This window comes from Alkalihalobacterium chitinilyticum (assembly GCF_029028005.1).
GTDB lineage: Bacteria > Bacillota > Bacilli > Bacillales > Bacillaceae_F > Alkalihalobacterium > Alkalihalobacterium chitinilyticum.
This window is the reverse complement of the sequence record NZ_JAOTPO010000001.1, coordinates 154,944-169,426: the sequence shown is the minus strand read 5'-3', so window position 1 is coordinate 169,426 and position 14,483 is coordinate 154,944. Positions and strand designations below refer to the sequence as shown.

Here is a 14,483-nt window from a genome sequence, read left to right as displayed (position 1 = left end):
TTCTAGACGACCTTTATATTTTAAAAATTTTCTGATAAACTGAAACTTCTAACATAAAAAGCTAGGTTACAGCATACTGAAAAATTTCTTAAGACAAAGAAATAAAGTTGTGCTATAATTTAGTGCATAAAAGCGCTAAAGAGAGAATAGGTTGGAGGAGGAGTAAGATATGAGATACCTTACAGCAGGAGAGTCACATGGACCGCAGTTGACTACGATTATCGAAGGTGTTCCCGCTCATCTAGATTTATTACCTGAAGATATTAATGTCGATTTAGCTCGTAGACAAGGTGGGCATGGCAGAGGACGCCGTATGCAAATTGAAAAAGACGTTGTTGAAATATTAAGTGGAGTTCGCCATGGAAAAACGACAGGTGCGCCGATAACACTCGTCGTCGAAAATAATGACTGGAAAAATTGGACGAAAATAATGGGTGCAGAACCATTATCAGAAGAAGAAGAAAAAGAAATGAAGCGCAAAGTAACACGCCCAAGACCAGGTCATGCCGATCTCAATGGTGCAATTAAATACGGCCATCGTGATATGAGAAATATATTAGAACGTTCCTCGGCTCGTGAAACGACAGTTCGTGTTGCAGCAGGAGCTGTAGCCAAGAAAATTCTAAAAACATTTGGTATAGAAGTCGGTGGACACGTTCTTGAAATTGGTGGTGTGAAAGCAGAACAAACTTCTTACACCTCAATAAATGATTTACAAGATCGTTCGGAAGCTTCGCCTGTACGCTGTTTAGATGAAGACGCAGGACAGAAAATGATGAATGCGATCGATCAGGCAAAAAAAGACGGCGATTCAATAGGTGGAGTGGTTGAAGTGGTCGTAGAAGGAGTTCCAATTGGTCTAGGAAGTCATGTGCACTACGACAGAAAACTGGATGGAAAACTGGCAGCAGCTATTATGAGTATTAATGCATTCAAAGGTGTTGAAATTGGAGTCGGCTTTGAAGCTGCTAGAAAACCAGGAAGCCAAGTTCATGATGAAATTTTATGGGATGAAGAAAATGGTTATACTCGTAACACAAACAACCTTGGCGGGTTAGAAGGCGGAATGACCAATGGAATGCCTATTGTCGTACGTGGAGTAATGAAACCTATCCCAACTTTATATAAGCCTCTTCAAAGTGTCGATATTGATACGAAGGAACCTTTTGCTGCAAGCATAGAGCGTTCGGATAGCTGTGCGGTTCCAGCTGCATCTGTAGTTGCGGAAGCTGTTGTCGCTTGGGAAATTGCTAATGCACTACTTGAGAAATTCGGCAGTGATCGTGTAGATGAAATAAAGGAGAATATTGAACGACATGAAGAGCGAGCGAGGTTGTTCTAATGGAACAATTACACATAAACACATCCTCAAAGCAATACTCTGTATGGATTGGTGACGATATTCGCTATAAAGTGTCTGAATATATTCCAACTCCGCTGCAACAAAAAGTGTCGTCTGTTTTAATTATTACAGACGACCAAGTTGCTCCATTGTATTTACAAGATGTAAAAAACGGATTAAGTAATCGTTTCGAGGTATTCGAATATATTGTACCAGCTGGAGAACAGTCGAAATCATTTCAGCAATACTACGATATCCAGACGTATGCATTAGAACAAGGATTAGATCGACATTCACTAGTTATTGCACTAGGTGGAGGCGTTATCGGTGATCTTGCCGGTTTTGTTGCAGCGACTTATATGCGTGGAGTACCTTTTATTCAAGTTCCAACAACATTACTTGCACATGACAGCAGTGTAGGGGGGAAAGTGGGGATCAATCATCCGTTAGGTAAAAACATGATTGGTGCTTTCCACCAGCCAGAAGCAGTAGTTTATGATCCGACAGTATTTAAAAGTCTTCCGTTACATGAATGGCGATCTGGGTTTGCTGAAGCGATTAAGCACTCTTTAATTTGGGACGCTCAGTTATATTCATGGCTTCAAGATCATATAGATGATTTTTCAAACATTAAAGGTGAATTAGCAGAACAGTTACTGTTACGTTCAATTGCTGTCAAAGCTGCTGTCGTTAGTGAGGACGAAAAAGAAAACGGCATCCGTGCTATTTTAAATTTCGGACACACTTTAGGTCATGCGATCGAAAAGGAACTAGGCTATGGCAAAATGACTCACGGTGAAGCAGTAGCAGTCGGTATGATTTTTGCAATGCGTTTAAGTGAACAATACTATGATATTTCTTTACCGATAGATGAAGTAAAAGCTTGGCTAACTAAATTAGGGTATGAGACAGATATTCCTGTTGAATTAGATCCTAATCAATTAGTACATACAATGAAAAAAGATAAAAAGGCCCAAAAAGGAGTCATCCGAATGGTCCTAATGAAAGAACTTGGGAGAGTAGAGGTTGTTAGTGTTGATGAAGAGCCAATCAAAGAGCTGCTCTTAAAGTCTATTAAGGGGGAGTAGGAATGATTAGAGGAATTCGAGGCGCAACAACTGTTGAGGTAAATGAAGAAGAGGTTATCTTGGATGCAACAGAAAAACTATTAGAAACGATCATCACCAAAAATGGAGTTAAACCAGAAGATGTTGCCCAAATTGTTGTGACAGTCACTCATGATTTAAATGCGACATTCCCAGCAAAAGCACTGCGTCGTTTTGAAGGGTGGAAGTTTGTGCCGATTATGTGTGCACTTGAAATCCCAGTGCCAAATAGTCTGCCAATGTGTATTCGAGTGATGATTACTGCAGAAACAGATGTACCTCAAAGTGAAGTTGAGCATATTTATTTAGAGAACGCTATCTCACTTCGACCAGATTTACAATTGACAAATAAAGAAGACTCAAGGTAAGATTACAGTAGTTGAGATGAGAGTAAGATTTAGTTTAATTAGTTATTTAGAGTATTAGTTTTTAGGTTATATGAGTTGAAGCTTGTTACGTATGATGAGTTTCTAGAATAGTTTATTTAAGAGTAGAGCAGAGATGAGAATGAATAGTTGAGTAGAGCTGAGCAGAGCGAATATATGTATTAATGATTCGGCTGACTCTAGTTAAGGGTGTCAGGCGCCGCAAAGCGAAATATTAGTGCTGATTTTTCATCAGCATCTCTATTTTCGTATGATTTTGGGGAGCCAGTCACTTTGGGGTCAGCTTTTTATATTTAGTTTAAGTAATGGATGCTAAATTCATGGCAACACGGATGATCTAGCCTCTGTTTTCTCCGCCATATTTCTCACGTTCATTTTCACTCACTTATATGAAGGAGTGAAAATCATGTTAAATACCTCATTATCTTCCTACTTAGAAGATGCCAATCAATTCAAAACAGTTCCCGTTATAAGTCATTTATTTGCTGATACGTTAACACCCATTCAAATCTTTCGTCAGTTAGAGCAAGATGCGGTTTACTTACTCGAAAGTAAGGATGAGCACTCGCCGTGGTCTAGATTTTCATTTATTGGTCTTTATCCAAAGTTGTTTTTGAGTAATACAGGCAATGAGTATTATATAAAAGAAAAAAACGAGACCATTCATACTACTTCTTCTTTTCAATCAGCATTTGACTATGCAACAGAATATGTGGATGTGAAACCAATTAAACTTCCAATCCCCTTCCATAGCGGTATGGTTGGATATGTATCGTATGATGCGGTAGAGCAATTTGAACGTGTTCTGGCTCAGCAGGATACAAACAAGGAAACGGTTCACTTTGTATTCTGTGAACTCGTTATTGCCTACGATCACCACAAAAAAGAAATGTATTTAATTTCTCTTCCTAGTTCGGGTCATAGTGATGAAGAAAACAAAAAGATTTATAACCATACAGTTCAAATGATGAAAAACGTTGTTGCACAAATGATGGAGGGTTCCAAAGACAAGCGAGCATTACCACCACCGACGTACAAAGTCGATGTATCGTTTGAGCAGGTTCGTTCGAACTATAAAAAAGAAAAATTCCTAGCAGATGTAGAAAAAATTAAAGAATATATTCGCGCTGGAGATGTATTTCAAGCGGTGCTATCCCAACGATTTGAAGTTGATATTAACGTTAGTGGTCTAGATATCTACCGAGTGTTAAGTATGGTAAACCCTTCCCCTTACTTGTTCTATATAAAAATTGGGGGTAACGAAATTATTGGTAGCTCACCTGAACGACTCGTCCAAATCCAAGATGGACATATGGAAATTCATCCGATTGCTGGAACGAGGCCGCGCGGAAAGTCCGTAGAGGAAGATGAAGCGTTAGCTCAAGATTTATTATCGGATGAAAAAGAACGTGCTGAGCACTATATGCTCGTTGATCTTGCTCGAAATGATATCGGCCGAGTAGCTGAATATGGTTCTGTTGAGACGCCGGTTTTATTAGATGTCGGGAATTTCTCACATGTCATGCACATCATCTCAAAGGTGACTGGGAGATTGCAAGAAGGCATTCATCCACTCCAAGCTTTCTCTTCTTCATTTCCTGCTGGAACGGTTTCGGGGGCACCGAAAATTAGAGCGATGGAAATCTTAAAAGAAATCGAGCCAACAGAACGAGGGATTTACGCTGGGGCGATTGGGTACTTTGGTTTTGATGGCAATATTGACTCATGTATCGCCATTCGCACATTAGTGATAAAGAACAAAAAGGCTTATGTTCAAGCTGGTGCAGGAATCGTAGCCGATTCAATTCCAGAAAATGAATATGAGGAAACACGAAATAAAGCAAAGGCGCTTTTACATGCTGTTCAATTAGCAGAGGCCATGGTTAAGAGAAATGCGGAGGAGGCGATTGGCAATGTTTAAAGACATATTGCAAAAATGTATTCGTGGGGAACACTTGTCAGAAACAGAAGCAAAATCAGTAATGGATGAAATTATGACAGGTACAGCCACTCATAGTCAAATTGCTAGCTTGCTGACATTATTAAGATTTCGCGGTGAGACACTGGGGGAAATGGTCGGTTTTGCAAAGTCAATGAAAGAGCATGCTATCTCAATTCCTCATAATGAAAAGGGTGTAATTGACACATGTGGAACTGGCGGGGACCATGCGAAGACATTTAATATCTCAACAGCAGCTGCTATTGTTTTGTCTTCGCTCGGTGTGACAGTTGCAAAGCATGGTAATCGATCCGTTTCTTCAAATAGTGGCAGTGCAGATGTTTTAGAACATTTAAATATAGAAATTCAAACAACACCTGAAGAAGCGGCTCTTGTACTAGAAGAAAAGAAAATGAGTTTCTTATTTGCTCCTCTATACCATGTCGCAATGAAAAATGTTGCAACGCCTAGAAAGGAATTAGGGTTCAGGTCGATCTTTAACTTATTAGGACCATTAACGAATCCAGCTAATGCAGAAGCTCAATTAATTGGAGTGTTTGATGAAAAGTACGGTGAATTGATGGCACAAACACTTAGAGAGTTAGGAGTTAAAAGGGCAATGCTCGTAACAGGCGCAGAAGGCTTAGATGAAATTTCAATCGGTACGAATACCTTTGTAACGGAATTGAAGCATGGTGAAATTACCAAGTATATTCTAACACCAGAGGAAGTTTCCTTGCCACGAGGACCGTTAAGTGATATTCAAGTTAAGACACCTCTCGAAAGTGCAAACATGATCTTAAATGTGTTCCAGAATGGTAAGAATGAAGCTGCCAGGAACATTGTTGCCTATAATGCTGGAGCAGGTTTATATATAGCTGGAAAAGTACCGTCTATTAAAGATGGTGTTCGAGAAGCGCAAAAAGCAATAATGAATGGAACGGTTTATAATCAATTTACTAATTTACAAGCGAAAAAGGTGGAGAGAATCGATGCTTAAAAAAATTATCGAAACAAAGATGGAAGAACTAGATCAATTAGTCTTACCGCCAGGCATATCAGTTGAACGCAAATCTCTTTTTCAGCACCTTTCTCATCCGAATCGTAAAGTGGGTTTAATTGCGGAAGTGAAAAAAGCATCTCCTTCAAAAGGAGTGATTAAAGAAAATTTCCACCCTGTGGAAATTGGCAAAGCATATGATGAGAGTGGTGCTGATGCTATTTCAGTCTTAACGGACCGCACTTACTTTCAAGGGCATCGTAGTTATTTAACGGCGATTAAAGAAGAAGTAAATCTGCCAATTTTACGTAAAGACTTTATTATTAGTCCACTTCAAATTGAGGAAAGTGTGCGGATTGGTGCCGACGCGATCCTTTTGATTGCTGGTATTTTCGAAGTAGAGAAGTTACAAGAATTATATACAATTGCGTACGAAAAAGGTCTTGAGTGTTTAGTCGAAGTACACTCAAAAGAAGAGTTAGAAGAAGTTTTATCCGTGTTTACTCCAGAAATTATCGGTGTTAATAATCGCAATTTAAAAACGTTTGAAACGTCATTAGAGCAAACCGAGAGACTAAGTTCCCTAATTCCAAAAAACAGTTTATTTATTAGTGAAAGTGGAATTCATACTCATGCTGACGTTGATCGTGTATATAGAGCAGGAGCAAACGGAATTTTAGTCGGAGAATCGTTAATGAGAGCGAATACTCCTGCAGAAGGAATTCAAACATTATTTGGGGGAGAAACAGTTGCAAACGAAGCTTAAATATTGTGGCAATCACTCATTACAAGATGTTAATAACGTTATAAACTCTCGGGCTGAATATATCGGTTTCGTTTTTGCTGAGAGTAAACGAAAGGTCACAGCGGATGATGTGAACAACTGGTTTAGAAGTGCTCCGGCGAATCACACAAAACAAATCGTAGCGTTATTCGTGAATGCAACTATCTCAGAAATTGAAGAGGTCGTGTCCAAAGTGCACGTTGATATTATTCAATGTCACGGGAATGAAACACCAGAACTTGTTCAAGAAATCAAGCAGCGCGTGAAAAAAACAATCTGGAAGGTCATTCACCATCAAGAAAAAGCATGGCAAGACATGAAAGCCTTCGCTACTTATGTTGATGCGTTTATTATTGATAGTAAAGTCAAAGGTCAATGGGGTGGAACAGGTATTACCTTTGACTGGGGACATATACCGAATTATATTGAGCAAGGTAAAACTTTGCAGAGACCCGTTTTTATAGCGGGTGGTATCAATCCTAGTAATGTGGGTGAATTATTAACCTATCAACCTGATGGAATTGATATTTCTAGTGGAATCGAAAAAGACGGAATAAAAGATAAAACATTGATCAAACAGATCGAAGAAAGGATTACTAATCATGATAACCAATTATCCAGATAAACGAGGCAGATTCGGACCGTTTGGCGGCAAGTTTGTACCTGAAACGTTAATGAATGCGATTGAAGATTTAGAGAAGGCACTTGAAGAAGCGCTTCAAGACTCTGCTTTTTTTGAAGAATATCACCATCATTTACAAGAGTATGCAGGACGAGAGACTCCTTTAACTTATGCCGAAAATATTTCTAAAGAATTAGGTGGCGCTAAGATTTATTTAAAGCGTGAAGACTTGCTTCATACAGGTGCCCATAAATTAAATAATGCGATGGGGCAAGCACTTCTTGCTAAACGAATGGGAAAAAAGAAAATCGTTGCTGAAACAGGAGCAGGTCAACACGGGGTTGCGACTGCCACCATTGCAGCGCGCTTTGGTTTAGAATGTAAAGTGTTTATGGGAGAAGAAGATATCGAACGACAGAAGCTGAATGTTTTCAGAATGGAGCTTTTAGGAGCGGAGGTCATTCCGGCTACGTCTGGTAGCAGAACCTTAAAAGATGCAACAAACGAAGCCATCCGTTATTGGGTTGGAAACGCTGAAGACACATTTTATTTAATAGGATCAGTAGTAGGTCCACACCCGTATCCTAAAATGGTACGTGAGTTTCAAAGAATTATAGGAGATGAAGCTAAAAAGCAGATGCTAGAAGTAGAAGGGCGTTTGCCAGATGAAATTGTTGCTTGTGTAGGCGGGGGAAGCAATGCAATTGGAATGTTTTATCCATTCCTAAACGATGACGTGAAATTAGTTGGAGTTGAAGCGGCGGGTAAAGGAGTAGCAACCAATCAACATGCTGCAACCATCACAAAAGGAACGAAAGGTGTAATTCACGGCTCGCTCACGTATTTACTTCAGGATGAAAATGGACAAATTATTGAGCCGTATTCCATTTCTGCTGGCTTAGATTATCCAGGGGTAGGGCCTGAACATGCGTACTTAGCAAGTATTGAGAGAGTGTCATATGAAGCGGTAACGGACAGCGAAGCACTTGATGCATTAAAAAAACTATCGGTAACTGAAGGGATTATTCCAGCCATTGAAAGTGCACATGCATTAGCAAAAGCATTTGAGCGAGCAAAACAATTAACGAGTGATGATATAATCCTCGTATGTTTATCAGGTCGAGGCGATAAGGATGTTCATACGTTAATGAAATCAGAGCGAGGTGAAAAAGGATGATGCAGCGATTTCAACAATACGTTAAATCTCAGGATCAACCGCTGTTTATCCCATTTATTATGGCGGGTGACCCAACCCCAGAGGCAACCATTGAGTTAGCATTAACGTTACAAGAATCTGGAGCGCATGGGCTTGAACTAGGTATCCCGTATTCAGATCCACTTGCCGACGGGCCAGTTATTCAACGAGCAGCGAAACGAGCATTAGCACATAAAATGTCACTTAAGAGAGCATTAGAGCTCGTTCCCATTATGCGCGAAAGAGGACTAGGAATTCCTGTAATAGTGTTTACGTATTATAACCCAGTTCTTCAATTTGGAGAACGGGAATTTATGAATAAAGCAAAAGAGTGTGGGGTGGATGGACTGCTTGTTCCAGATATTCCGTTTGAAGAAAGTGAAGAACTCGCTCAGTTATGCGAAGAAAACGAACTGCAGTTTATTTCACTTGTTGCGCCGACATCAAAACAAAGAATTGAAAAAATAGCAAAATCAGCAAAAGGATTTATCTATTGTGTGTCCTCATTAGGGGTGACAGGAGTTCGAAACGAGTTTCATCCTAAAGTTTATGAATTTTTAGAAGACGTCCGCTCATATAGTAAAGTGCCAGTTGTCGTTGGTTTTGGAATTTCCAACAATGAGCAGGTACAGCAGTTACAGTCCCATTGTGATGGTGTAATTGTTGGAAGTGCGATTATTCGCGAGGTTGAGAAGGTAAAGGAGCTTCTTGAAGATGAAAAATTAAGAAAAGATGGACTTTTTCATATAAAAAGGTTTGTCCTTTCGCTGATTTCATCGTAACATAGTATTATAGATTTCTCACTGTAAACCATTAAAGACTTTTTGATCGGTTTTTGAATAGAGGCTGACTCGAAAGCGAAGTGTCAGACACCGCTGTATGCTTTTTCATTGCACATTAGGAGTAGCAATGAATATAGAAATGGGGGGTGTCTGCATGTCAGGGTCGGCCTCGAACTTTTTTTATACTATCTTTTACGGATGGTTAGTATAAGAAAAGCTAAGGGGTAAGTTTTTCTTACTGATATCAAACATTATTAATGAATACATAGAAAGAGGTGCTTACGATGAAAGCAAAACCACAAGTCATCGGGCTGCCAGCCTATAAACCTGGAAAACCAATTGAGGAAGTTAAACGTGAATTAAGATTAGAGAAAGTTATAAAGCTCGCTTCCAATGAAAATCCGTTTGGAGCTTCGAAGAAAGTCGCTGAGGCGATTTCACAACTGGCGAATCAAACTGCTGTTTACCCAGACGGTTATGCAGCAGAATTACGGAATAAAGTAGCGCAGTTTGTCAATGTCAATCCAAATCAACTAGTGTTTGGAAATGGATCGGATGAAGTCATACAGTTACTTTGTCGAACATTTTTAACCCCTGATACAAATACAGTTACTGCAGATCCTACATTTTCACAATATAAGTTAAATGCTGTAATTGAGGGAGCCGAAGTTCGAGAAGTACCTTCAAAAGACGGCGTTCATGATTTAGATGCAATGCTTGAAGCGATTGATGAAAAGACGAGAATTGTATGGGTATGTAATCCGAATAATCCATCAGGTACATATGTAAACGAAGAAGCATTTAAATCATTTTTAGCCAAAGTTCCAAACGATGTGCTCGTCGTATCTGACGAAGCCTATTTTGAATATGTAACGGCTTCTGATTTCCCACAAACGGTTCCTTTACTTGAACAATATAATAATTTAATTATCTTACGCACGTTCTCAAAAGCATATGGAATGGCAGCGTTGCGAATTGGATACGGTATTGCTAACAGTGAGATTATTTCACTAGTAGAGCCAGTCAGACCGCCGTTTAACACGACAACTTTTGCACATGCTGCTGCGATTGCTGCTTTAGACGATCAACAATTTATTAAAGAGTGTTATGAGAAAAATGTTGAAGGAATCGAACAATACGTAAAGTTTTGTAAGAAATACAACTTAAAATATTATCCAACGCAAACGAATTTTCTTTTAATTGACTTTGGTATTCAAGGTGATGAAATTTTTGATTTTCTCTTGAAAAAGGGTTACATTATTCGATCTGGAAATGCACTCGGTTTCCCAACATGCGCACGAATTACAGTAGGAAGTCAAGAAGAAAACGCAGGAATTATTCAAGAGCTTTCAGCTTGGCTTGAAGAAAGAAAAGTGAACTCTGTAGGCTAGAAGGAGATTTTAATGTGGAGAAACGCAAAGTATTTGTTATCGGTCTAGGTTTAATTGGAGGCTCAATTGCATTAGCTATTAAGAGAGAGCACGATGTCCATATTGTTGGCTACGACATTAACGAACAACAAGTAAAAATGGGCTTGTCTCTAAAAGTTATTGATGACGCTGCTGATTCAATTCGAGCTGGGGTAAAAAATGCAGATCTAATCGTATTAGCCACACCCGTTACTAAAACGGAACAGTTACTCGAAGATATTTCTAATTATGAATTAAAGCAAGGTGCAATTATTACGGATGTCGGCAGTACCAAACAACGAATATTTCAAAGTGCAACTTGTCTTAAGGAAAGAGACGTAACTTTTATAGGGGGTCATCCAATGGCGGGCTCTCATAAAAGCGGTGTCGAGGCGGCAAGGGCACATTTATTTGAGAATGCCTTTTATATATTAACGCCAGTGGGTCAACAAAATATGAACAAAGTCATTCAATTACAAAATTGGTTAAAGGGAACGAGAGCGCGTTTTATTGAGATGTCACCTGAACAACATGATCGATTAGCAGGTGCTATTAGTCATTTTCCTCATATTGTTGCAGCCAGCCTTGTCCATCAAGTGGCTAAAATCGAAGAAAAAGATCCGCTCGTTTCAAGATTAGCTGCAGGAGGGTTTCGTGATATCACGCGAATTGCCTCTGGTAGCCCTGTGATGTGGCGGGATATTCTCATTCATAATAAAGAGAGCTTAATTGAGTTGTTAGATAAATGGCAAGAAGAGATGAACTATGTAAGGGTACTTATTGAGCAAGAGGAAGATGATAAGATCCACCAATATTTCGATCATGCAAAGAAATTCCGTGACGGTCTCCCAATTCATAAAAAAGGTGCTATTCCTGCGTTCTACGATTTATATGTAGACGTTCCCGATCACCCGGGGGTTATTTCTGATATCACAGGAATTTTAGCGAAGGAAAATATAAGTATTACAAATATCCGCATTATTGAGACTCGCGAGGATATTATGGGAGTTCTAAGATTAACTTTCCGTACGAATGAAGATAGAGAAAAAGCAGAAACGAGCTTAAGATCACATATGTATGAAACTAATTTAATGGAGTGAGAGAAATGAGTAAAGTGGAACAAATCACTGGTGGCTTAAATGGAACAATTAAAGTACCAGGAGATAAATCAATCTCTCATCGTGCTGTTATGTTTGGTGCGATCGCTGAGGGGACAACTACGATTGAAGGATTTTTACCTGGTGAGGATTGTTTAAGTACGATTGATTGTTTTCGCAAACTCGGTATTCATATCGAGGCGCAAGGAGATAAAGTGAAAGTTGAAGGTAAAGGATGGGAAGGGTTAACGGAGCCTAGTGAAATCTTAGATGTAGGAAATTCTGGGACAACAACCCGTTTAATGCTTGGCATCTTATCTACACGCCCATTTCACACTGTTGTTATTGGTGATGCATCAATTGCCAAACGGCCGATGTCACGGGTAACTGACCCTTTACGTCAAATGGGTGCAGTGATTGATGGACGTAATAACGGTAATTTAACACCTTTATCGATTCGCGGCGGTCAAACGAAAGGCATTGATTTTATTTCTAAGGTAGCTAGTGCTCAAGTGAAATCATCCCTATTACTTGCCGGCTTACAAAGTGAAGGGGTAACGACAGTTACTGAGCCTCATTTGTCACGTGATCATACGGAGCGGATGTTACGAGCTTTTGGTGTTGATGTAGAAATAGATGGTCTGACTGTATCTGTTAAAGGTGGACAAGACTTAAAAGCACAGCATGTTGTAGTGCCGGGAGATGTTTCTTCGGCAGCCTTTTTCCTTGTAGCAGGTGCAATTGTGCCTAATAGTCAAATCGTTCTAGAAAATGTAGGAGTTAATCCATCACGTACAGGAATTATTGATGTTCTTCAACAAATGGGTGCTAAACTCGAACTGATCAATGAAAGAGAATCAAATGGAGAACCTGTTGCAGATATCATTATTTCCACATCGGATCTAAAAGGCACTGAAATCGGCGGTGATATTATTCCGCGATTAATCGATGAGATCCCTGTAATCGCTGTGCTAGCTTCACAAGCACAAGGAAAAACAGTAATCCGTGATGCAGAAGAGCTAAAAGTAAAAGAAACGAACCGTATTGATACGGTAGTAAGTGAGTTAAGGAAGCTAGGGGCTGAGATCGAAGCTACAGATGACGGAATGGTCATAAATGGTCCTGTCCAGCTTAGAGGAAATACAGTCGATAGTCATGGAGACCACCGTATTGGGATGGCAATGGCAATAGCAGGCTGTGTTGCTAATGGTAGCGTTACGGTTGAGAATAGTGAAGCTATTGCTGTTTCATATCCTAATTTCTTTGACCATATTAAGAAGTTAACATAAAGAAGAGTAGTCTATACCCTTCCCTAAAATTAGACCAGTTAGACGGAAATCAATCAGGTTTTCGTCTATTCTGTTTTGCATTGCTGTAAAGTTTCGACATTACTATGTATAGATGGAAAATGAGAGAATAACAGACTTAAAAATATTTTTTTATTTTTCTGAAAGTATATTGACATTGTCAGTATTTTCTATATAATAAAAATTAGCGTATGGTTTCTCTCCACTCCTATCCATACTAATAGACTTTTTAGCATCTTGCTAAACCTGTTTGAAAGCGTTTACGTTTTCGAACGGGTCTTTTTTTTTGTTCAGGAACACTAGGTTTTAACATGAAAAGTGTGTTGAAGGTGATCTGATTATATGTAATTAATTTCTAAAAAATAGAATGACTAAAGATGAATATAAAGTAATTTAATTTTGATACAAATTATTCTTAGCAACCATTTATCAAAACAAAGACTTAGAACCATAAAATAGGGAATGTTTTTGCCGTCTTTTTCATAGCTTGTCTATAGAAGAAAGGTGGGATAATGATGAAATACATTCTTGCAGACGCGAAAAGGGAAGAAGGTTGTGAATTTAATAAGAAGTCTTACTGTATCGAAAACAACTCTATTTCTTATGTAAACGATAAGATGGACAAACTTAAATTTACACGAATAAATACGAGCGGATTTACTTTAGCGGCTGGGCATATAATGAATGATTTCAACTTAATTAATTTTAAGCACAAAGAAGCTTATAAAATGAGGTTTAAGCGACTTATTGAAAAAGGGTGTACAACGATCGTTACGTATCCATTTGTAGAAGGAGTTGATGAACTAAAGAAGAAGTTGAGGTATGCACGTCACCAACTGATTAATAGTCCGATTGATTATGTAATTGGCATTCAAACGAATATTGATGGATTGACTCCTGCCCTCGTTCGAAAATGTAGGAATGAAAAAGTCCCAATCATTCTCGTTAATATTACATCAATTGAAGATTTTTATAAGGTTTCTTGGGAACGCATTAAAGAAGCGATGCTAACGTACCAACTTTTGATTATCCCTAACTGGACTGTAACTCCACTGACGCGAAAAGTAGAAGAAAAGCTCTCAGATACGTGGGAAGTAATTTCAAATTTGCATCGAATTCCAAGCCACCAGTTGTTTCCGTGTGAACATGAGCCTTTCTCGAAGGTTCTTTCCAAAAAAATTGGACTATATCCAAAAAAAAGTGAATTAATTGTTGGAAGCGATGTTGATTATATCATGTTTCAGAGAGGTGCAGCTGAACGAATGGATGAAGACTCCGTTACACTAGATGAGCCTGCTGTCGTTGTTCTACGAGGAAAAGTACTTAAAGCTGGGGATCTCATTTATTACAAGCCAGGGTACGGAAGAGAAGTCCGTATTGCTGTTCCAAGGCATTTCTTACCAATTACCGAAGCTTTTAGGGATGTTATACATCTATGAGGTGTTGTCTATAATGCGAAAAGATAGTGAAAATCAAATATTCATGCTACCATCATAATATAATTATGATGGTGT

At 38.9% G+C, this 14,483-nt stretch carries 13 protein-coding genes; all 13 read left to right on the top strand.

Features of this window, described 5'->3' with window-relative positions:
• Positions 1-169: 169 nt before the first annotated feature.
• The 13 genes from aroC to N7Z68_RS00765 all read left to right on the top strand — a co-directional run bounded on the left by aroC (position 170) and on the right by N7Z68_RS00765 (position 14,408).
• Positions 170-1,342, top strand: coding sequence for a chorismate synthase (aroC, locus tag N7Z68_RS00825; RefSeq protein ID WP_275116555.1), 1,173 nt, complete (start codon positions 170-172; stop codon positions 1,340-1,342).
• Entirely contained in the window at positions 1,342-2,430 is a 1,089-nt protein-coding gene (gene aroB, locus N7Z68_RS00820; protein WP_275116554.1) for a 3-dehydroquinate synthase, read from the top strand. The genes aroC and aroB overlap by 1 nt, the downstream gene beginning before the upstream one ends.
• 2 nt (positions 2,431-2,432) lie before the next feature.
• Complete coding sequence (gene aroH / locus N7Z68_RS00815; protein WP_275116553.1) at positions 2,433-2,816, top strand: chorismate mutase; 384 nt, start codon at positions 2,433-2,435, stop codon at positions 2,814-2,816.
• Between the two features lie 424 nt (positions 2,817-3,240).
• Positions 3,241-4,755 carry an anthranilate synthase component I gene (gene trpE / locus N7Z68_RS00810; RefSeq protein WP_275116552.1) on the top strand — a complete coding sequence of 505 codons (1,515 nt, stop codon included), beginning with the start codon at positions 3,241-3,243 and terminating at the stop codon, positions 4,753-4,755.
• Positions 4,748-5,773 (top strand): anthranilate phosphoribosyltransferase, encoded by a 1,026-nt coding sequence (gene trpD, locus N7Z68_RS00805; RefSeq protein WP_275116551.1) that lies wholly within the window; start codon positions 4,748-4,750, stop codon positions 5,771-5,773. The genes trpE and trpD overlap by 8 nt, the downstream gene beginning before the upstream one ends.
• On the top strand, positions 5,766-6,539 hold the full coding sequence (trpC, locus tag N7Z68_RS00800) for an indole-3-glycerol phosphate synthase TrpC (protein ID WP_275116550.1): 774 nt from the start codon (positions 5,766-5,768) through the stop codon (positions 6,537-6,539). Before trpD ends, trpC begins: the two co-directional genes overlap by 8 nt.
• Positions 6,523-7,182 carry a phosphoribosylanthranilate isomerase gene (locus tag N7Z68_RS00795; RefSeq protein ID WP_275116549.1) on the top strand — a complete coding sequence of 220 codons (660 nt, stop codon included), beginning with the start codon at positions 6,523-6,525 and terminating at the stop codon, positions 7,180-7,182. Before trpC ends, N7Z68_RS00795 begins: the two co-directional genes overlap by 17 nt.
• Entirely contained in the window at positions 7,160-8,356 is a 1,197-nt protein-coding gene (gene trpB / locus N7Z68_RS00790; protein ID WP_275116548.1) for a tryptophan synthase subunit beta, read from the top strand. The genes N7Z68_RS00795 and trpB overlap by 23 nt, the downstream gene beginning before the upstream one ends.
• On the top strand, positions 8,356-9,156 hold the full coding sequence (trpA, locus tag N7Z68_RS00785; RefSeq protein ID WP_373323092.1) for a tryptophan synthase subunit alpha: 801 nt from the start codon (positions 8,356-8,358) through the stop codon (positions 9,154-9,156). The genes trpB and trpA overlap by 1 nt, the downstream gene beginning before the upstream one ends.
• Positions 9,157-9,440: 284 nt before the next feature.
• Complete coding sequence (gene hisC / locus N7Z68_RS00780) at positions 9,441-10,547, top strand: histidinol-phosphate transaminase (RefSeq protein WP_275116546.1); 1,107 nt, start codon at positions 9,441-9,443, stop codon at positions 10,545-10,547.
• A 14-nt stretch (positions 10,548-10,561) separates the two neighbouring features.
• Positions 10,562-11,665 carry a prephenate dehydrogenase gene (locus N7Z68_RS00775; protein WP_275116545.1) on the top strand — a complete coding sequence of 368 codons (1,104 nt, stop codon included), beginning with the start codon at positions 10,562-10,564 and terminating at the stop codon, positions 11,663-11,665.
• A gap of 5 nt (positions 11,666-11,670) precedes the next feature.
• A complete protein-coding gene (aroA, locus tag N7Z68_RS00770) occupies positions 11,671-12,951 on the top strand; it encodes a 3-phosphoshikimate 1-carboxyvinyltransferase (RefSeq protein ID WP_275116544.1) in 1,281 nt (426 codons plus the stop codon).
• A gap of 530 nt (positions 12,952-13,481) precedes the next feature.
• Positions 13,482-14,408 (top strand): hypothetical protein, encoded by a 927-nt coding sequence (locus N7Z68_RS00765; RefSeq protein WP_275116543.1) that lies wholly within the window; start codon positions 13,482-13,484, stop codon positions 14,406-14,408.
• Positions 14,409-14,483 lie beyond the last annotated feature (75 nt).

Excerpts from the sequence above, each read along its gene's own strand:
- aroC (WP_275116555.1), top strand. The coding sequence starts at position 170 with ATGAGATACCTTACAGCAGGAGAGTCACATGGACCGCAGTTGACTACG.
- aroB (WP_275116554.1), top strand. The coding sequence starts at position 1,342 with ATGGAACAATTACACATAAACACATCCTCAAAGCAATACTCTGTATGG.
- aroH (WP_275116553.1), top strand. The coding sequence starts at position 2,433 with ATGATTAGAGGAATTCGAGGCGCAACAACTGTTGAGGTAAATGAAGAA.
- trpE (WP_275116552.1), top strand. The coding sequence starts at position 3,241 with ATGTTAAATACCTCATTATCTTCCTACTTAGAAGATGCCAATCAATTC.
- trpD (WP_275116551.1), top strand. The coding sequence starts at position 4,748 with ATGTTTAAAGACATATTGCAAAAATGTATTCGTGGGGAACACTTGTCA.
- trpC (WP_275116550.1), top strand. The coding sequence starts at position 5,766 with ATGCTTAAAAAAATTATCGAAACAAAGATGGAAGAACTAGATCAATTA.
- trpB (WP_275116548.1), top strand. The coding sequence starts at position 7,160 with ATGATAACCAATTATCCAGATAAACGAGGCAGATTCGGACCGTTTGGC.
- trpA (WP_373323092.1), top strand. The coding sequence starts at position 8,356 with ATGCAGCGATTTCAACAATACGTTAAATCTCAGGATCAACCGCTGTTT.
- hisC (WP_275116546.1), top strand. The coding sequence starts at position 9,441 with ATGAAAGCAAAACCACAAGTCATCGGGCTGCCAGCCTATAAACCTGGA.
- aroA (WP_275116544.1), top strand. The coding sequence starts at position 11,671 with ATGAGTAAAGTGGAACAAATCACTGGTGGCTTAAATGGAACAATTAAA.
- N7Z68_RS00765 (WP_275116543.1), top strand. The coding sequence starts at position 13,482 with ATGATGAAATACATTCTTGCAGACGCGAAAAGGGAAGAAGGTTGTGAA.